The sequence below is a fragment of the Streptacidiphilus anmyonensis genome (genome assembly GCF_000787855.1).
GTDB lineage: Bacteria > Actinomycetota > Actinomycetes > Streptomycetales > Streptomycetaceae > Streptacidiphilus > Streptacidiphilus anmyonensis.
Genome location: NZ_BBPQ01000014.1, coordinates 45,665 through 63,833 on the forward strand (window position 1 = coordinate 45,665; position 18,169 = coordinate 63,833).

The following is an 18,169-nucleotide window of genomic DNA, read 5'->3' on the forward strand; positions in this document are numbered from 1 at the left end:
CCCAAGGTGCGCGGAGCCGACCCGCTGGCCAGCGCCTTCTGGCGGATCGACCCCCGCCCCGACGGCCGCCCCGCCCCCGACGGGCCCCTGATCGACGCCGCCGCGGAGCAGTTCGAACTCATCGCCGGCGGGCAGGCGGTGACCATCTCCGTCGCCACCCACACCCTGCGCCCCGACCTCACCACGGTCCCGCTCGACGGCGTCGAGCCCAGCCACGTGGTGCTGGCCACCCGAACCGGCGACCGCAACCGCCTGGTGGCGGCCTTCCGCAGCTGCGCAGGCAAGCACCTCACTCGCGGAGATCGGGCTTGACCTGTCCGCGGTTCGACGCTGTGGGAGGACTGTGGCCGCGTCAGGTGTTCGACGGCGACGTCGTCGGCTCGGTGGCGTTCCAACTGGCAAGGAGGTCGAGGGTCTCGGCGTCGCGGCTACCGGGGGCGACTCCGCAGACGATGAGGTACAGGCCTTCGTCGGCGGCGAGTTCCATCGTCTCGTAGGTGAACGTCAACTGCCCGACAAGGGGGTGGTTGAGGCGTTTGGCGCCGGCGCGGTGGCGTCGGACCTCGTGCTGGGCCCAGCGTTCGCGGAAGGTGTCGCCGCGGGTGGACAGTTCGCCGATCAGGTCGGACAGGGCCTTGTCGTGGGGGTTGCGGCCGACTTCGGCGCGCAGGGTGGCGACGTTCTGGTCGGCGACAGTGTCCCAGTCGGGGTAGAACGCGGGGGCGGCCGGGTCGAGGAAGGTGAAGCGGGCGGAGTTGACCGGCCGGGCGGGGCTGTTGAAGACCGGGGCGAACAGCGCGCGGGCCAGGGCGTTTGCGGCGAGGAGGTCGAGGCGGCCGTTGCGGATGTAGGCGGGGACGCCGTTCATGGCCTCCAGCATGTTCCACAGCTCGGGGCGGACCGCCCGTCGCTGGGGCCGGGGAGCTCGGCCCTGGACGGCGGTGCCGGCTGTGGCGTTGGTGGCGCGGACGAGGTCGAACAGGTGGGCGCGTTCGGCGTCGTCCAGGAGCAGAGCGCGGGCGATGGCGTCCAGGACGGCGTCGGTGGCGCCGCGGGCGTCGCCGCGCTCCAGCCGCGTGTAGTACGGGAGGCTGACGCCGGCGAGCAGGGCCACTTCTTCGCGGCGCAGCCCGGGGACACGGCGGGCACCGGCGAGCGGGGAGACCTTCAGGCCGGCCTGCTCGGGGGTGACGCGGGCGCGCCGGGTGGTGAGGAAGTCGCGGATCTCGCTGCGTCGGTCCATGCCTCGACACTACGGCCGAGCCCCGTGGAGGACACGCGCCCGGGGGACCCTGACAGGGTTCCTTTCACCGCCGGATCGGCGGCGTGGGCGGTGTTGTCTGGAGAGCGATTCACCAGCAGCTTCACCGCAGGAGGCACCGATGTCCACCGCCGCTCGAACGGCCGATCCGACCCTCGCGCCGGGCCGGTCGCCGGTTCTTCAGCGCCAGCAGCGGCGCCTCGACCGCGTCGAAGGCGCGGCGGAGGCCTGCGACGTCCGTGGCCGAGGTGGGGCGCGGCCCGTCACCCGGCTGATCGGCGCAGCTGACCCTCGTCAGCCGCCCGCACCCGAGCGGATGCCGTCACTGATCACCTCAAGGAGATTTGATCCCATGCGAGCCACCCTGCTGTACGGAGCCGGAGACGTGCGCGTCGAGACCGTGCCCGACCCCGTGATCCAAGCCCCGACCGACGCGATCGTCCGCGTCGTCCGCGCCGCGATCTGCGGCAGCGACCTGCACCCCTACCGCTCCGCCCCCGACACCGAGGCGGGCCGGCAGATGGGACACGAGTTCCTCGGCATCGTCGAGGACACCGGCGCCGAGGTCACCGGTATCAAGCGCGGCGACCTGGTGCTCTCCCCGTTCACCTACGCCGACAACACCTGCTGGTGGTGTCGGCGAGGGTTGCAGACCTCCTGCCCGCACGGTGGCCGGTACGGCTTCGCCGGGGTCGACGGCGGCCAGGGCGAGGCCGTCCGCGTCCCCCAAGCCACCGGCACCCTGGTCAAGCTGCCCGTCGCGCCCGACTCCGCGCTGCTGCCCTCGCTGATGACGCTCACCGACGTGTTCTGCACCGGCCACCACGCCGCCGTCACCGCGAACGTCCGGCCCGGGACGACCGTCGCGGTCGTCGGCGACGGCGCGGTCGGCCTGTGCGCGGTCCTCGCGGCCAAGCGCCTGGGCGCCGAGCAGGTCGTCCTGATGGGCCGCCACACCGACCGCACCACCCTCGGCGCCGAATTCGGCGCCACCGACGTCGTCCTGGCCACCGGCGAGGAGGGGGCCGAGCAGGTGCGCAAGCTGACCGCGGGCCGCGGCGCGGACGCCGTCCTGGAGTGCGTCGGCTCCATGCAGACCCTGACCACGTCCTTCGCTGCCGTCCGCGACGGCGGCGTGATCAGCCGGGTCGGCGTCCCCTCCTACACCGACGGGCCGATCGGTATGGACATGATCATGCGCAACATCACCCTGACCGGTGGCGTCGACCCGGCCCGTCACTACATCGACGACATCCTCCCCGACGTCCTGGAGGGCCGCATCGAACCCGGCCGCGTCTTCGACCGCACCGTCGACCTGGCGGGTGTCCCCGACGGCTACCGCGCCATGGCCGACCGCCAGGCCCTCAAGGTCCTCGTCACCCCCTGAACCACCCTCCCCCCGCCCAGCCACCGCTCGGAGAACCGCATGACCATCAACGTGACCTTGAACAACGGCGTGACGATGCCGGCCCTCGGCTTCGGCGTCTTCCAGACACCCCCGGATGTCACCGCCCAGGCCGTCCGCACCGCCCTGGAGACCGGCTACCGCCTCATCGACACCGCCGCCGCGTACGCCAACGAACGCGGAGTCGGAGAGGCCCTCCGCGACTCCGGACTACCGCGCGAGGAGGTCTTCATCGAGACGAAGGTCTGGATCAGCGACTACGGCTACGACCAGACGCTCCACGCCTTCGACAAGAGCGCCGGCAAGCTCGGCGTCGACCAGATCGACCTGCTCATCCTGCACCAGGCCCTGCCCAGCCGCTTCGACCTCACCCAGGACGCCTACCGAGCTCTGGAGACCCTGCTCGCCGACGGACGCGTCCGCTCGATCGGCGTCAGCAACTTCATGCCCGACCACCTCGACGCCCTGCTCAAGCAGACCGGCATCGTGCCCGCGGTGAACCAGGTCGAGGTGCACCCGTACTTCACCCCGCGGGATGTGCTGGCCGCCGACGCCACCCACGGCATCCTCACCCAGGCCTGGTCCCCGATCGGCGGCATCACCAGCTACCGCGGCACCGGCACCAGCACCTTCGACGACCCCGCCATCGCGGCCATCGCCACCGCCCACGGCAAGACCCCCGCCCAGGTCATGATCCGCTGGCACCTCCAGCAAGGCCGTTCCGCCATCCCCAAGTCCGTCCGGTCCGAGCGCATCGCGGAGAACTTCGACGTCTTCGACTTCGAGCTCACCCCCGCCGAACTCGCAGCCCTCGACGCCCTCGACACCGGAGTCCGCGGCGGACCCGAACCCGACGTCATCACCCTGGAGACCTTCGGCCGCGACATCCCCGAAGCCTGACCGCCTCTCAGCACCGCCCGCACGCGCGCATGAGCGGGACCGACCCGCCACCGACTGTCCGGCTGGAGCGCCCCACTCCGGGTGATCTCCCCGTCGCGGCGGTCGACCAGCACCCGGGAGCGGGCGATGGCGTACCGCTCCCCGTCGGCGGGCCGGCGGAACTGTTCGAGGGTGGTGACGACCAGGTCGAGCCGCGCGGAGCGGTAGCCGTCGAGCGCGGCGAGCTCGCTCGCCGCGTCGTCGGCGAGGATGACGTAGAGGTCGTGGTCGGAGTGACGGGTGGTCATGCCGTCGTGGGCCCGCGAGCCCTTGAGGACGAGCCCGACGACGGCCGGGGCGGCCTTCGCTTCGGCGACGAACGCCGCGAAATCCAGCGTCACGTCAGGTCCTTGCGCATCAGCGTGCACATCGTCTCGTACCGCTGGAGCGAGCCGTCCTCGGCCTCCACGTCCCAGGAGTCGAGCTCGCGGCCGAAGGCCCGGTAGCCCAGGCGTTCGTAGAGGGCACGGGCACGCGGATTGCTCTCCTCGACGCCGAGTTCGGCGCGGGTCAGGCCCCGTCCGCCGATCCGCTGCTCGGCGGAGCGGATCAGCAGCGTGCCGATCCCGCAGGACTGCAGGGCCGGGTGGACGCTGAGTTGCCAGAGCATGCCGGCGCCGGGCCTGACCGTGTAGTCGATGCCGCCGACCGCCACCGGGAGCCCGACCGGCGTGCAGACCGCCAGGTAGTCGATCTCGCCCGCCTCGGCGCGGCGGATCTGGTGGACGAGCTCGCGTACGTGCTTGGGCGACCCGGCCCAGCCGCAGGCCGGCAGGTCCGCGTCGGTGAGGCCGCGCACCGACAGGTGCAGCCTGATCTCGGTCATCGACGCATCCCTTCGACTCCGACAGCGGCCGTATCCCATTTCAGCAAGCCGGTCCCGGTGCGGTCCAAGGGGTTTCGGACCGGCCCCGACGTCAGCCGGAAGGGCTTGCGCTCGCGACTGGGGTGGGGCGTCGGCGAGGTTCGGGGCGCCCGGGGCAGCACGGGGACGCCGGTGGGCGGGGGCGCGCCAAGTCTGGACCGGGATTCCGGTCGCGGCTTCGGTCGTGTCGTGCTGGGGTCTTCGGGCGGGTTCAGGAGTCTCGGGGCTGCGGGTCCGGTGTTGCGGGTCCGGCCCCCGCTGCCTCGCGGAGGTGGGCGGGGGCCAGGGCGCGGAGGGTGTGGTAACCGGTCAGGGTGACGATGGTGCCCAGGGCGATGCCGCTGAGGGTGAAGTTCTTGGTGATGTGGAGGCTGACGCCGCCTGCGCCGATGATGATGCCGGCGGCGCAGGGGATGAGGTTGACGGGGTTGGTGAGGTCGACGCGGTTGCGGATCCAGATCTGGGCGCCGAGGAGGCCGATCATGCCGTAGAGGACGACGGTGATGCCGCCGAGGACGCCACCGGGGATCGCGGCGACGATGGCGCCGAACTTGGGGCACAGGCCGAAGAGGAGGGCGAAGCAGGCGGCGGCCCAGTAGGCGGCGGTGGAGTAGACGCGGGTGGCGGCCATGACGCCGATGTTCTCGGCGTAGGTGGTGGTCGCGCCGCCGCCGACGGCGGTGGAGATGACGGTGGCGACGCCGTCTGCGGCGATGGCGTCGCCCATACGCGGGTCGAGGTCGGCGCCGGTCATCTCGCTGACGGCTTTGACGTGGCCGGTGTTCTCGGCGATGAGGGCGATGACGACGGGGAGGGCGACCAGGATCGCGGAGGCGTCGAACGCGGGGGCGTGGAAGTGGGGGAGGCCGATCCACGCGGCGTGGGAGACCGCGGAGAGGTCGAGGCGCCAGTGGGTGGTGGTCTGTCCGCTGCCGTCCGGGGAGTGGATCCTGCCCAGGGAGCGGTCGAGGATCCAGGAGAGCAGGTATCCGAAGAGCAGCCCGAGGAAGATCGCGATGCGGGACCAGAAGCCGCGCAGCGCGACCAGGAAGAGGCCGGTCGCGGCCATGGTCGCGAGGGCCACCCACTGGTCCTGCGGCCAGTAGGTCCCGGCGGTGACGGGGGCGAGGTTGAAGCCGATCAGCATCACCACGGCGCCGGTGACGACGGGTGGCAGCACGGTGTGGACGATGCGGGCGCCCAGCGCCTTCACCGCGAACCCGCAGCCCGCCAGGACCGCGCCGGTGACCAGCAGTGCGCCGGTGATCTCGGCGGTGTCGCCGCCCTGCGCCCGGATGGTCGCGGCGGCGCCGACGAAGGAGAGGCTGTTGCCGAGGTAGGAGGGGATGGTCCCGCGCGTCCAGAGCAGGAACAGCATCGTCGCGATCCCCGACATCATGATCGCCAGATTCGGGTTCAGCCCCATCAGCACCGGCGCCACGAAGGACGCGCCGAACATCGCCACGACGTGCTGCGCGCCCAGCCCGACGGTCCGCCCCCAGCTGAGCCGCTCGTCCGGTGCGACGACCGCGCCCGGAGCGGGCGGGCGGCCGCCGTTGTGCAGCTTCCACCCGACGCCGAGGCCGCCCATCGACACATCTCCGTTCTGCCGGTCGCGTGCAGACGGATCATTTCATGCCAGAACGGGCGCGCTCGGCAGGAGCGCGGCCGGTGGGTGCCGCGACGGCGGGCGTGCCGCGTGCCCGCAGTGGGAAGGCCTGCCGGGGAGCCGTTTCGGGTCGGCTCCCCGGCAGGCAGCTTGACGCCTCTGCGCTTCGCGGGTGCGCGGGTTCGGCCGAGGGGGAGTCGGGGTGGGCTGCGGTCCGTCCCCTGTGCGGACCGCAGCCCACCCCGGCCACCCCGTCGACCGGCGGCCTGGTGCCGGCCCCTCCCGTAGCGATCATGGTCGGGGCGCGTGACTGATGGTTTCGATGCGACCTGTCACGCGACTACCATCTGCCTGTCGAGTTCACGACCAGCTCGGCAGCGGGGGGAGCGAGGGGGAGCGAGCGTGCGGTTTGCAGTGCTGGGCCCGGTCCAGGCGTGGGCGGACGACGGCGGTCAGGTGCAGGTGCGCGGCCTGCGGCGCCGGACGCTGCTCGGGGCCCTGCTGGCGCACGCCGACACCGTCGTCTCCGCCGATCGGCTCGTCGAGTACCTGTGGGGCAAGGATCAGCCGGGTTCGGCGACCTCCTCCCTGTACAACCAGATCACCCGCCTGCGGCAGGCGTTGGGCGAGGGCGGACGCCAGATCGAGGCGGTGGCCCCCGGGTACCTGGTCCACGTCGGACCGGACGGTCTCGACCTTCGGACGTTCGAGGAGCACTGCGCGGCCGGACGCCGCGCGCTGTCCGGGCGCGACTGGCACCGCTCCTCGGCGGAGTACCTGGCCGCGCTGGCACTGTGGCGTGGCGACCCGTTCGCGGACGTGCCCGCGCTGGCGGACCACCCGCAGGTGCACCACCTGCACGAGGCCCGCCTCCAGGCGATCCACGGCCGGATGGCGGCCGACCTGAACCTCGCGCGCCACGGTGACCTGGTCGGCGAACTGCGCGCACTGACCTGCGCCCATCCGCTCCGCGAGGCGTTCCACGCGCAGTTGATGCTCGCCCTGTACCGCGACGGGCGACAGGCCGAGGCCCTTGAGACGTTCCACGCCCTGCGGCGCGGCCTGGTGGAGGAGCTCGGCATCGAACCCTCCGTCGAGACCCAGACGCTCCACCGGCGGATCCTGAGGAACGACCCGGCGCTGGCGGTCGCGCAGGCGGCGACGACAACCGGCACGACGGCTTCCTCGACGCCGACTCCCGTTCCCGTTCCCGTTCGCGTTCCCGCGACGCGGACGGAGACGCAGACGGCGACACCGACGGCGGGGCCCGCGCTGATGCCCACGCCGGGTGCGTCCACGAGGGCGCTGGAAGGCTTCCGCTTCCAACTGCCCGCGGACACGCGCGCCTTCGTCGGCCGTGCCGACGAGCTCCGCTCGGTCCTGTCCGCCGTGGAGCCGCAGGAACGGCACGAAGCCGTCGGGGCGGTGGTGATCAGCGCCCTGGACGGGATGGGCGGGGTGGGCAAGTCCGCGCTCGCCGTCCGTGCCGCGCACCTGCTGAGCGGCCGGTTCCCTGACGGTCAGCTCTTCGTCGACCTCCACGGCAACACGGCCGGCCTGGAGCCGCTCAGCTCCATGGACGCGCTGCACCACCTGCTCACCTCGCTCGGTGTGCCGACCCAGGCGGTGCCGGCGCGGGGCCGGCGAGCCGTGCCGCGTTCTACCGGTCCCGCCTGGCCGGGACCCGGACCCTGATCGTCCTCGACAACGCGGCGAGCACCGCCCAGGTCCGCCCCCTGCTGCCCGGTACCTCGGACTGCCTGGTCCTGGTCACCAGCCGCAAGCGGCTCAGCGGGCTCGACGACGCGCACCTGCTGACGGTGGGCACCCTCTCGCCGGCCGAGGGCGCCATGCTGCTGTGCAAGGTCGCCGGCCCGGACCGGATCCCGCACGACCACCCGGCGGTCGGCGAGCTGGTGGCGTTGTGCGGCCACATCCCGCTGGCCGTGCGGATCGTGGCCTCCCGGCTGCGCCACCACCGCGCCCTGCGCGTCGAGGAGCTGCTCGACCAGCTGCGGGACGAGCGCGGCCGGTTGGGCCAGCTCAAGGACGAGGACCGGGACCTCGCAGCCGTCTTCGAGTCGTCCTACGCCGCCCTGCTCGACACCGAGCGGCAGCTCTTCCGCTGCCTCGGACTGGTCCCCGGGCCGGACTTCGACGTCTTCGCCGCCGCGAACCTCATCGCCGCCGACCGCCGCACGGCCGAGCGGCTGCTGGAGTCCCTGCTCGACCAGAACCTGCTCACCGAACGCACGCCGGGCCGCTACCGCTTCCACGACCTCGTCCGCCTCCACGCCCGCGGCCTCGCCGCCGACGCACCCGAGGAGAGCGCCGCCGCGACGGACCGGCTGTTCGACTACTACGAATGCGCGGCCAGGGCCGCCGACCGGCGACTCGTCCGTTACACCCGCCCCGCCCGGCCGGTACCGGGGCAGACGTCCGCAGGGACCGCAGAGGCCGTAGGCGCCGTGAGGACCGCCGGGGCCGGGTCCGTGGCGGTTCCGGACCTGCCGGACCGGGCGGCCGCGGCGGCCTGGATGCGTGCGGAGCGGGGCAACCTGGTCGCGGCCGTCGCCGAGGCCGGGCCCACGCGGACCCTCGCCCTCACCGAGGCCCTGGCGGCCTTCCTCCAGCAGGACGGCCACTGGGGACAGGCCGTCGCCCTGCACGAGACGGCGGCGGACGTCGCGCGTGAGGGCGGCGACCGACTCCGCGAGGCCGGAGCCCTTCTGGACTGCGCCCGGGTCACGCACATGACGGGGAAGTACGCGCACACCGACGAACTGCTCGGCCGTTCCCTGACGCTCCACCAGTTCCAGGAGAGCCGCCAGGGCGAGGCCAACGCCCGGCACGAACTGGGCCGCCTCCGGTACATGACGGGCCGGTACCCCGAGGCCGAGGAGCTCCAGGCACAGGCCCTGGCGGCCTTCAGGGAGACCGGGGACCTCCAGGGCCAGGCCAACGCCCACTGCGAACTGGCCCGGATTCGCCAGGCGACCGGCGACTACCTCGCCGGGGCCGAGCTGCTGGAGCTGGCCCTGTCCGGCTACCAGGGCATCGGGGACCAGCAGGGCGAGGCCAACGCCCGCTGTGAGCTGGGACGAGCCCGCCTGGTGACGGGCGACGTCGCGGACGCCTCCGCGCTGCTGGACCAGGCGCTGACGCTCTACCAGGAGCTCGGCCAGCGTCAGGGCGAGGCCAACACCCTCCAGGACCTGGGCCGTGTCCGGTACCTGACCGGGGCCTGGCAGGACGCGGGCGACCTGCACGAGCGGGCGCTGACCATCTACCGGCAGCTCGGCCAGCGGCTCGGCGAGGCCAACGCGCTGTGGGAGCTGGGACGGGTCCGGCTGACGACCGGCGATCTCCCGGGCGCGGCCGACCGGCTGGACCGGGCCCTGGCCCTCTACCAGGAGCTCGGCCAGCGCCAGGGCGAGGCCAACGCCCTGCACGAACTCGGCCGCCTGCGCCACGCGCGAGGGGAGCATCCGGCGGCGTCCGAGCTGCTGGACCGGGCGTTGACCCTGTTCCACGAGGTGGGGGACCCCCAGGGCGCGGCGGAGGTGCTCAACAGCGTCGGCGCGCTCGTGGCCGATACCGCCGGACCGGAGCAGGCGCTGACCCCCTATCGGCGGGCGCGCGATCTCGCGCGGGAGGTCCACAGCTCCATCGACGAGGCCCGGGCCCTCGACGGAGCCGGCCGCTGTGCGGCCCGTCTTGGCGACAGCCGGGCGGCGGTCGCCGACCTGCGCCGGGCGGTCACGCTCTACCGGGGCCTGGGCGCCGCCGAGACGGCTGGGGCTGCCGCGTACCTGGCCGCGCTGGAGGACGCGCATCCCGGCGGAACGGGGCGTGGCTGAGCGGGTCGGCGGCAGGCACGGCAGGACGGCGGGCACGGCGGGATCGGGCCGGGCCGATGCCCGGGTGACCCGCGCCGGCGCGGGCACCTTTGCCGGTGTAGGCGCCGGAGCGGGGAGCCGTGCGGTGCGGGCCTCGCCTCAGGCCGTAGGCGGGTCCGCTTTCGGCTCGCGGGTGGAGAGTCTCAGAGCCTCCGACCCTCGGACCCTCAGATCAGGTCCTCACGGGCGGCGTGGACGCCGGCCTGGAAGCGGGTACGGGCGCCGCAGCTGTCCATGAACTCGCGGACCAGGCGCTGCACGGTCCGGGTGGAGACGCCCATCTTCCCTGCGATGCTCTCGTCGGTCAGACCGTCGGCGAGGAGCGCGAGCAACTCGTGGCGGCGGACCAGCGGTTCGGACGACGCGGCGGTCGCGGGCGTCGCGCCGTCGCCGCCCCGGGCCCCGGCCGACTCGTCCGACGCCGGGATCGCCTCCGGTCCCCGTGCGGGGTCCGGGTCCGAACGAGGCGGCTGGGCGCGGGGGATGCGCATCGCCTGGGACCAGCAGAGCGCGAACAGCCGGGAGAGCGCGTCCAGCAGGGAGCACCGCCGCACCACCAGGGCGCTGTCCGGCACGGTGCCGGTGCTGACCGGCAGCAGTGCCCAACGGTCGTCCACCAGGGCCAGTTTGAACGGGAGCGTGGGCAGCATCCGGGACTGCTCGCCGAGCGCCATGGAGTCGTGGATCGCCGCGAGCCGCTGCGCGTCGCGCACGGTGTCGTGCTCGTAGATGACCTCCACCCGCACGCCCCTGCGCAGCATCACCGCCTCGTCCTGCGGCGTGGACACGAGGAGGTGCGGGGCCCGGTCCAGGATCCGCAGCGAGCCGTGCGCGCCGGACTGGAGTGAGCGCCAGCACGCGGAGACGGCCTCACGGCCGCTGACCACCTCGATCAACTCCTCGGGTCTGTCGGCCCGTTGGCCGTGGCGGTAGCCGCGCATCAACTCCTCGACGCGCCCGCGCAGTCGGATCAGCTCGGCTTCGCGGCCGCGTGCGAGGGCCTCGAGCGCGACGTCGGGCGCGGTCGCCCGCCAGACGCCGCCCGCGGCGTCTTGCCGGTCGTGCCGGTCGCGTCCGTCGCGGGTGGGGCCCGCGTGCCCGCCGTAGGGTGACAGAGGGTGGGCGTCGGACGCGCCTTCGGGGCAGTGCGCGCCGCGCGCCTGGTCCAGCGTGGGTGCGGGCGCGGAGCGCACGCCGTCCTCCGTGGCGAGGCCGAGTGCGGCGAGCGCGGCGAGGCGTGCCCGGACCAGTGACACGGGCACGCCGAGCCCCTCGCCGAGATCGGCGACCGGCCTGCCGGGCTCGGCCAGCAGCCGCAGGTAGAGCGCCTCCTCGGGTGCTGTCAGTCCGACGCAGTCCACCAGCGCAGCCGTGCCCATCGTCGACCCCTCCGTCCTCCGGGTCCGCCCGCCCGAACACGGCAGATTTGGCATGTTCTCGCCATTTCGGGTTCCGGAACCCATATGCGCCTTACGTCACGGCCTCACCTCACCATGCAAAGGGCGCCACGACACCCCCACTGGCGGGGGGTGTCCTCCCGCCAGGTGTCGGTACGTAAGTCAACCATTCACCAAGGAGGGTGAAGGGACGTCAAAGACCACGTCCTGGCCGCCTCGGCCGGTGCAACCCTCGGCGCTGCGCACCGGGCCGACGCGCGGCGTCACCCCGCCTGGTCGCCCCACTGGCTGCTGTGCCAGACCTCGCCGTCCGCGGCCGGTCCGGCGTGCGCGTCGAGCGCGGCGGCGAGGTCCGCGTAGGTGGTGAGGCCTGCCGGCGCGGGCAGGTCGGGGTCGCCGGGGCCGGCGACGAGCTCCAGGCGTCGGCCGTCCACGGCGAGGCGCTCGGCCGCCTCCGCGACCGCGTCCCGCCCGCCCGCCGACCAGCCCTTGAGCCGGGAGAGGTCGAGCAGCAACGGCCCCTGCCCGCGCGCCAGGGCCCAGCCCACGGCCCCGCCGAAGCGGGTGACGGCGTCGTCCCCCAGGTAGCCGGTGAGCTGGAGCACGTCCGCAGCCGGCCGGGTGGTGAGGTGCCACTGGATCGTCATCGTCGGCTCCTTCTGACGGCGTCCGGCGGGGTCGGACGGGGTGGGGCGAGGTCGGACGGTGTCGGACGGTGTCGGGCGGGGTCGGGCGGTGTGTCAGTGGCGGTGCGAGCCCGCGTAGAAGAGGAGCATCACGAACCCGGCGAAAACGTGGAAGCCGATGACGTAGATGAAAGCACGGATCCACACCCCCTTGTTCGACCTGCGGCCGCTGCCCTCCGTGCCGACCTGTGCCGGCGCGGGGATCGCGGGGGGAATCGGATCGGCGGACATCTGGGCGTTCTCCTCGGACATGGCGCTCACCGGCCCCGGGTCGGCGCGCCGACGGGCTGGGTCGCACGCAGCTCGTCGAGCAGTCCCTGCTGCCCGGCGATCAGTTCGGTCAGGATCCGCCGTGCGGCCCCCAGCAGCTCGGCGACGTCGGGACCGGCCAGCGAGTAGACGACGGTGTCCGCCTCCCGCGCCGACGTCACGATCCCGGACCGCCGCAGCACGGCCAGCTGCTGCGACAGGTTCGACCGCTCGACCTCGATGTTCGCCAGCAGCTCCCGCACCGGCATCGGCCCGTCCTGCAGCAGCTCCAGCACGCGGATCCGCACGGGATGGCCCAGCATCCGGAAGAACTCCGCCTTCGCCTGATACAGCGGAACCGGCACCGCCCCGCACTCCTTCCTGCGCACACGCGCCCGGCATCGGCCGCCGGGTGCGAGGGGCAGCATCGCAGCAATTGAAGAAATCTTCAATTCGTGACTCCTGCGAAGCGGAGGGTCGGGCAGCAGTCGGGCGCCGACGCGACCGCGGCAGCCGTGTTCAGTGATCGTCCGGGGCCGCGAGCCCGAGAACCGGTCGGCATTCGGCGACGCCGACCAGGTCGATGTCCTCGCGTCGGCGCTCCGACCACCGCTCGCGCGTCAGCCGCCAGCGCTGGAGCTCGGCGGCCTCGCCGCGCCGGGTGGCCCAGTCGCTGCCGTTGCGCTGGTAGCCGAGGGCCTCCGAGACCCGGTTCGACGCGTGGTTGTCGACGAAGGCGCCGCTGGTGGCAGCCCGGGCTCCGAATCCGTCGAACGCCAGGTGCAGCACGGCTTGGCGCATCTCTTTGCCCAGTCCGCGACCGCGCGCGTCGCGGTCGAGCCAGGAGAACGTGGTGACGCTGCCGAAATCGCAGAAGTCGGTCGCCACCAGATCCTGCATGCCCAACGGCTCGCCGTCGACGACCACCACGAAGTACAGCCGCCAGAAGGAGACACCGAGCCGTGCGCGGCCGGCCCAGATCCTGCGGAGCCAGGACCATTCCCGTTCCGGGCTCTCCTCCTACAGCGACATCGGGTCGTCGAAGGGCCACGGCGGCGCGGTGACCACTCCCTTGCGCACCACGGGCAGGAGCCGCTCCAGCAGCTCGTCCGTCGCCCCCAGCAGCGACAGCCGGGGCGTGTGCACCTCCACGTTCAGCGGAGGATACGTGGACGCGGTCCTCGTCGTGGTCGCCACGCACGCCAACGTAGCGGCTTCCACCGGCGTCCACCTCCGATTAATCACGCGCCCCCCGCGGGGCGTCAGGTGTCGCCGTCGGTGCCGGTCTCGGCGGCGGCCCAGGTCGTCGCGGCGGCGAGGGAGGAGAGCGGGAAGACCTTCGTCTCGCCCGGGATCATCCAGCCGAAGAGGTTGGTCAGGTTGCCGATCCAGGCGACGTCGGTGACGACGGCGATGCGCTTCCAGCCGCGCAGGTGCTCCAGGCCCAGCTTCATGTCGTCCTTCATCGCCTCTGCGGTCATGCCCTGGAACTCCTCGACGACCAGCACGCAGCGGACCGGACCCGCCTGGGCGGCGGCGGCCAGGACGGGGGAGAGGACCTGCTCGTAGTCCTCGCCGGACAGGCGACCCCGGAGCCTGAACCCGATGACGCCCTCGGGCAGGTTCTCCAGCATCTCGATCACGGCACGCTCCCATCCGACGCGGTGGCCCCGGAGGGACATCCTCCTCGGCGGGCCGTGCGCGCAGCGTTCGCCTGCGCCCACACAGGCCAACGCGTCGACACGATCGGGGGAGGCGGCGCGGCGCGTCGGAGTGGCTCCCCGGCCGTTCCGACGCCCGATCTACTGTGCGTCATCCGGGCTGTGACTGGACGTCAACCAGCAGGGCCGCCGCCGGGGTGAGCAACCCGGCGGGCAACCGGCAACCGGGAACCGGGAGAGGGAGGGGTGGGCGTGCGGATCGGTCGCGTCGCCGTGTCCGGAGTCGTCGCCGTCGCGGTCGTGATGGCCGGGGCGGTCGCTCCCGCGCACGGCGCACCGCAGCGGTGGGCGGGCGTCGGGGTGGATGGGAAGGTCGCCCGCGGCGAGGGCGAGGCGGACCCGACGGCGGACGTGGACCCGTTCGTGGGCACGGGTGAGGGCGGGCGCTGGGTCGGGCGGATCGACACCTTCCCCGGGGCCTCGGCGCCCTTCGGAATGGTGCAGTGGAGCCCCGACACCCCGTCCCGGCCCGACGGCGGCGGCTACGCGTACGGGGACCGTCAGATCACCGGCTTCAGCCTCACCCACCTGTCCGGCCCGGGGTGTCCGGCCGCCGGGGACGTGCCCGTGCTGCCGCTGCCCGGCGCCGCGCCCGCCGCGCCGCAGTCGGCGCGGGTGCCGCTGGACCACCGCGAGGAGACCGCGCGACCGGGCTACTACGCCGTCACCGCCGACGGGGTGCGGACCGAACTGAGCGTCACCACCCGGACAGGGACGGCCCAGTTCACCTATCCGCGCCGGGACGCGGTGGCGCTGCTCGTCAACGTCGCAGGCGGGGCGACCGCCAGCACCCGTGCGACGGTCCGGGTCGTCAACGACCGGGAACTCGCCGGGCAGGTGACCTCCGGTCACTTCTGCAGCACCCCGCACGCCTCCACGCTGCACTTCGTCCTCCGCTTCGACCGACCCTTCCGGGCCGCGAGGTGGCGGGCGTCCTCGCGCGGCCCGGTGCCGGGTGCGACGCTCACCTTCGACACCCGGCGCCAGCAGCGCGTGCGCATGCAGGCGGGCGTCTCCTGGGTCGGCGAGGACGGCGCGCGGGCCAATCTCGACGCCGAGGCGGACAGTTGGGACATGCGGACGGTCGCGGACCGGGCCCGCGCGTCCTGGCGCGGCGCGCTCGAGGCGATCAGCGTCAGCGGCGGGACCCGCGCCCGGCGGACCGTCTTCTACACCGCGCTCTACCACTCGCTGCTCCACCCGGACACCTTCAGCGACGTGGACGGACGCTACCCCGGCTTCGACGGCCGCATCCACCGCGTCGCGCCCGGCCACGTCCAGTACGCCAACATCTCCGGCTGGGACGTCTACCGCTGCCAGGTCCCGCTGCTCGCGCTGCTCTTCCCCGGGCGGGCCGACGACCTCGCGACCTCCCTGCTCGCCGACTCCGACCAGGGCGGCTGGCTGCCCAAGTGGCCGTACGCCGACGGCTACACGGGCGTGATGAACGGCGACCCGGCCGACTCGATGATCGCCGAGATCGGCGCCCTCGGCGACGGCGGGTTCGACGCGGGTCACGCGCTGCGGCTGATGGTCCACGGCGCGGAGGACACCGGCGGCCCGCGCGGCCAGGGCTGGTACACCGAGCGGCCCGGCGGGCAGGACTACCTTCGGCTGGGCTACGTGCCCAACGACCGCCAGGACTCCACCTCCCACGTACACAACGGCGCCTCCACCACGCTGGAGTACGCCGTCGCGGACTTCGCCGTCTCCCGTCTGGCCGCCGCCCTCGGCGACGGCGACACGGCGGGCCGGTTCCGCGACCGCGCCCGCAACTGGCGCAGGCTCTACGACCCGGCCACCCGCTACCTGCGCCCGCGCGACCCAGGCGGCGCGTTCCCGCCGGGACCGGCCCTCGGGGACCTCCGGGACGGCCAGGCCCAGGACGGCTTCCAGGAAGGCAACGCCGCCCAGTACCTGTGGATGGTGCCGCAGGACCTCCCGGCCCTGATCCGGCTGCTCGGCGGCTCGGACGCGACCAACGGCCGGCTCGACCGGTACTTCCGCCAGCTGAACGCCGGACCGGGCCGCCCGTACCACTGGCAGGGCAACGAGCCAGGGATCGGCACCCCCTGGCTCTACGACAGCACCGGCCGGCCCGCCCGGACGCAGAGCGTGGTCCGCGCCATCATGGACGAGCTCTACGCCGACACCCCCGACGGCGAACCCGGCAACGACGACCTCGGCGCACTCAGCTCCTGGTACGTCTGGGCCGCGCTCGGCCTCTACCCGGAGACCCCCGGGACCACGACGCTCGCGCTGTCCACGCCGCTGTTCCCGCGCGCCGTCGTCCACCGCCCCGGTCGCGGGGACCTCACCATCACCACGCACGGAGCGGGCGACCACATCGCCGCGCTGACCCGCGACGGCCGCGGCACCCAGCGCACCTGGACCGACGCGCTGACCACCGGCGGCCTCGACTTCGCCCTCACCCGCGAGACCTCCCCGTCCTGGGGCACCGGCCCCTCCGACGGGCCGCCGGAGTACCCGTGACGAGAGGCGCGCCGCTCAGGCGGGCTGCCAGGGGAACGGGGCGAGGTCGGGCTCGATCCAGGTAGTGCGCGAGGTGTCGGCGGCGAGGGTCTGCGGGGTGTAGAAGCGGGAGAGCAGCGCCTTGTCCAGCAGTTCGGGGTGGCGGGCGGCGAAGGCGTCGAAGTCGGCCCCCGCTGCCCTCGCGGGGTTCGCGCCGTCGTCCGCCGCGAGGTGATGCGCCACCAGCTCGACCCAGGCACGGGTCATCGTCACGTGGAACTTCTGCGGCGCGCCGGCCGCGGTCGCGGTGCGGCGGATGCCCTCGCCGACCAGCTCGACGGCCTGGGACGCGCCGTGGCGGCGCACGGCCAGCCAGGTCAGCTGGACGTGCTGGCGGTGCCCGAAGCGCTCCGCGTCCGCCATCACCTCGGCCATGAGCTGCCGGAAGGCGGGTGAGGGGAGCGCGGCCGGGTGCGTGTCGGACTGCGAGTCGGCCTGCGTGTCGCGGTGCCTGTCGGGTTGCGTGGAGTGGTTCATGACGACACCTCTGTCAGTGCTTGCAGGACCTGGTGGAACCCGGCCACCGCCTCCGGCGGCAGGCCGCTCAGAGCCGCCCGCTCCAGCTCCGCGAGCGTCGACCGGACCTGCTCCGCGGCGCGCCGCCCGGAGGGCGTCAGCTCGACGACCACCGCGCGGCGGTCTCCGGCCCGGGTGCCGCGGGTGATGTGGCCGCGCCGCTCCAGGCGGTCCAGCACGCTGGTCAGCGTCGTCGGCCGGGACCCGACGGCCGCGCCGAGCTGCGAGACCGTCCGGGGCTGCCCGTCGGCCAGGTTGGCGAGAGCGTTGATCTCGGACGCCGTCATGCCCAGGCCCGCCAGCTCGGCGGTGATCACCTGAAGGGTCGCGTGCGTCGCGCGTTGGAGCGCGAGCAGCGGTGAGGGGTCGGCGGAGGCGGGATCGCGAGGAGGTTCCACGATTTCGAATACTACGATTTCGTTGTATCTCCGGCAAGTGCGCGGACGGTCGGCATCAGCGGACGGAGAACCCGCCGTCGCTGCAGAGGAGCTGGCCGTTGATCCAGCCGCCGTCCGGTGAGCAGAGGAAGCCGACGAAGCGGGCGGTGTCCGCCGGGGCGGGACAACCGGATTCCCGGCCCGGGATGCCGGCCGGCGCCGGGCGCGTGCGGGATACCCTCCAGCCATGACGAACCCCGACGGCGACCCCATCGACGTTCCCGCCTCCGCCTCCCGCGACGCGGCCGGGTTGGCCGCCGCGCGCGCGATGTTCGAGGCGGACGCGGCCTCCGCCGGTCTCGGCATCCACCTGGAGGAGCTCGGGGCCGGCCGGGCCGTGGTGCGGATGAAGGTCACCCCGGCCATGGTCAACGGCCACCGTATCGGGCACGGCGGGTACGTCTTCCTGCTCGCCGACAGCGCGTTCTCGTGCGCCTGCAACAGCCACGGCCCCGTCACGGTGGCGGCCGGGGCCGACATCGTCTTCGTCGCGCAGGTGCGGGAGGGCGACGAGCTCGTCGCGACGGCGGAGGAACGGACCCGCTACGGCCGCAGCGGCGTCTACGACGTGACCGTCCGGCGCGGCGACGAGGTCGTCGCCGAGTTCCGCGGCCGCAGCCGCAGTCTCAGGCCCTGAGAATGCGGCTGCGTCC

The 18,169-nt window shown here is 73.5% G+C and carries 17 protein-coding genes and 3 pseudogenes; 7 read left to right on the forward strand and 13 right to left on the reverse strand.

What is annotated here, in order from left to right; all coding sequences use genetic code 11:
• Positions 1 to 312 (forward strand): annotated as a pseudogene (locus TR50_RS15900) (LysR family transcriptional regulator); the annotation flags it as partial.
• 40 nt (positions 313 to 352) lie between these two features.
• On the opposite strand, the gene TR50_RS15905 reads toward TR50_RS15900, so the two are convergent.
• Positions 353 to 1,243, reverse strand: coding sequence for a helix-turn-helix domain-containing protein (locus TR50_RS15905; protein ID WP_042421103.1), 891 nt, complete (start codon positions 1,241 to 1,243; stop codon positions 353 to 355).
• 370 nt (positions 1,244 to 1,613) lie between these two features.
• Between TR50_RS15905 and TR50_RS15910 the strand changes: the two genes are divergently transcribed.
• Both TR50_RS15910 and TR50_RS15915 read left to right on the forward strand, forming a co-directional pair.
• Complete coding sequence (locus tag TR50_RS15910; protein ID WP_042421106.1) at positions 1,614 to 2,648, forward strand: zinc-binding dehydrogenase; 1,035 nt, start codon at positions 1,614 to 1,616, stop codon at positions 2,646 to 2,648.
• Between the two features lie 39 nt (positions 2,649 to 2,687).
• Positions 2,688 to 3,566, forward strand: coding sequence for an aldo/keto reductase (locus TR50_RS15915; protein ID WP_042421110.1), 879 nt, complete (start codon positions 2,688 to 2,690; stop codon positions 3,564 to 3,566).
• Positions 3,567 to 3,942: 376 nt separating this feature from the next.
• Here the strand turns inward: TR50_RS15915 and TR50_RS15920 are convergent, their stop codons facing one another.
• A complete protein-coding gene (locus TR50_RS15920; RefSeq protein WP_042421113.1) occupies positions 3,943 to 4,431 on the reverse strand; it encodes a GNAT family N-acetyltransferase in 489 nt (162 codons plus the stop codon).
• 250 nt (positions 4,432 to 4,681) lie between these two features.
• A complete protein-coding gene (locus TR50_RS15925) occupies positions 4,682 to 6,061 on the reverse strand; it encodes a uracil-xanthine permease family protein (protein ID WP_042421116.1) in 1,380 nt (459 codons plus the stop codon).
• A gap of 420 nt (positions 6,062 to 6,481) precedes the next feature.
• Between TR50_RS15925 and TR50_RS15930 the strand changes: the two genes are divergently transcribed.
• Entirely contained in the window at positions 6,482 to 7,774 is a 1,293-nt protein-coding gene (locus TR50_RS15930) for an AfsR/SARP family transcriptional regulator (RefSeq protein ID WP_160311119.1), read from the forward strand.
• Between the two features lie 125 nt (positions 7,775 to 7,899).
• Positions 7,900 to 9,939: a tetratricopeptide repeat protein gene (locus tag TR50_RS15940; RefSeq protein ID WP_152648422.1), complete on the forward strand. Its 2,040-nt coding sequence runs from the start codon at positions 7,900 to 7,902 to the stop codon at positions 9,937 to 9,939.
• A 206-nt stretch (positions 9,940 to 10,145) separates the two neighbouring features.
• On the opposite strand, the gene TR50_RS48790 is transcribed toward TR50_RS15940, so the two are convergent.
• The 7 genes and pseudogenes from TR50_RS48790 to TR50_RS15970 form a co-directional block, all read right to left on the reverse strand.
• Positions 10,146 to 11,357 (reverse strand): helix-turn-helix domain-containing protein, encoded by a 1,212-nt coding sequence (locus TR50_RS48790; RefSeq protein ID WP_042421128.1) that lies wholly within the window; start codon positions 11,355 to 11,357, stop codon positions 10,146 to 10,148.
• Between the two features lie 281 nt (positions 11,358 to 11,638).
• A complete protein-coding gene (locus tag TR50_RS15950) occupies positions 11,639 to 12,022 on the reverse strand; it encodes an STAS domain-containing protein (protein WP_042421132.1) in 384 nt (127 codons plus the stop codon).
• A 93-nt stretch (positions 12,023 to 12,115) separates the two neighbouring features.
• Positions 12,116 to 12,313 (reverse strand): DUF6126 family protein, encoded by a 198-nt coding sequence (locus TR50_RS15955; protein WP_152648423.1) that lies wholly within the window; start codon positions 12,311 to 12,313, stop codon positions 12,116 to 12,118.
• 5 nt (positions 12,314 to 12,318) lie between these two features.
• On the reverse strand, positions 12,319 to 12,675 hold the full coding sequence (locus TR50_RS15960) for an ArsR/SmtB family transcription factor (RefSeq protein ID WP_042421138.1): 357 nt from the start codon (positions 12,673 to 12,675) through the stop codon (positions 12,319 to 12,321).
• A 154-nt stretch (positions 12,676 to 12,829) separates the two neighbouring features.
• Positions 12,830 to 13,312 (reverse strand): annotated as a pseudogene (locus tag TR50_RS15965) (GNAT family N-acetyltransferase); the annotation flags it as partial.
• Positions 13,313 to 13,330: 18 nt separating this feature from the next.
• Positions 13,331 to 13,507, reverse strand: a complete 177-nt coding sequence (locus TR50_RS48165; RefSeq protein WP_201776828.1) for a hypothetical protein — start codon at positions 13,505 to 13,507, stop codon at positions 13,331 to 13,333.
• A 65-nt stretch (positions 13,508 to 13,572) separates the two neighbouring features.
• Positions 13,573 to 13,944, reverse strand: a complete 372-nt coding sequence (locus TR50_RS15970; RefSeq protein ID WP_236654441.1) for a SpoIIAA family protein — start codon at positions 13,942 to 13,944, stop codon at positions 13,573 to 13,575.
• A 279-nt stretch (positions 13,945 to 14,223) separates the two neighbouring features.
• Between TR50_RS15970 and TR50_RS15975 the strand changes: the two genes are divergently transcribed.
• Entirely contained in the window at positions 14,224 to 16,524 is a 2,301-nt protein-coding gene (locus TR50_RS15975; protein WP_152648424.1) for a GH92 family glycosyl hydrolase, read from the forward strand.
• A 15-nt stretch (positions 16,525 to 16,539) separates the two neighbouring features.
• On the opposite strand, the gene TR50_RS15980 is transcribed toward TR50_RS15975, so the two are convergent.
• The 3 genes and pseudogenes from TR50_RS15980 to TR50_RS48795 form a co-directional block, all read right to left on the reverse strand.
• Entirely contained in the window at positions 16,540 to 17,040 is a 501-nt protein-coding gene (locus TR50_RS15980) for a hypothetical protein (RefSeq protein ID WP_201776829.1), read from the reverse strand.
• On the reverse strand, positions 17,037 to 17,477 hold the full coding sequence (locus tag TR50_RS15985; RefSeq protein ID WP_042421141.1) for a MarR family winged helix-turn-helix transcriptional regulator: 441 nt from the start codon (positions 17,475 to 17,477) through the stop codon (positions 17,037 to 17,039). Before TR50_RS15985 ends, TR50_RS15980 begins: the two co-directional genes overlap by 4 nt.
• Positions 17,478 to 17,532: 55 nt before the next feature.
• Positions 17,533 to 17,634 (reverse strand): annotated as a pseudogene (locus tag TR50_RS48795) (SDR family oxidoreductase); the annotation flags it as partial.
• Positions 17,635 to 17,784: 150 nt separating this feature from the next.
• On the opposite strand from TR50_RS48795, the gene paaI reads away from it, so the two are divergent.
• Positions 17,785 to 18,153 carry a hydroxyphenylacetyl-CoA thioesterase PaaI gene (gene paaI / locus TR50_RS15990; protein WP_042421351.1) on the forward strand — a complete coding sequence of 123 codons (369 nt, stop codon included), beginning with the start codon at positions 17,785 to 17,787 and terminating at the stop codon, positions 18,151 to 18,153.
• The last annotated feature ends 16 nt before the right edge of the window (positions 18,154 to 18,169 follow it).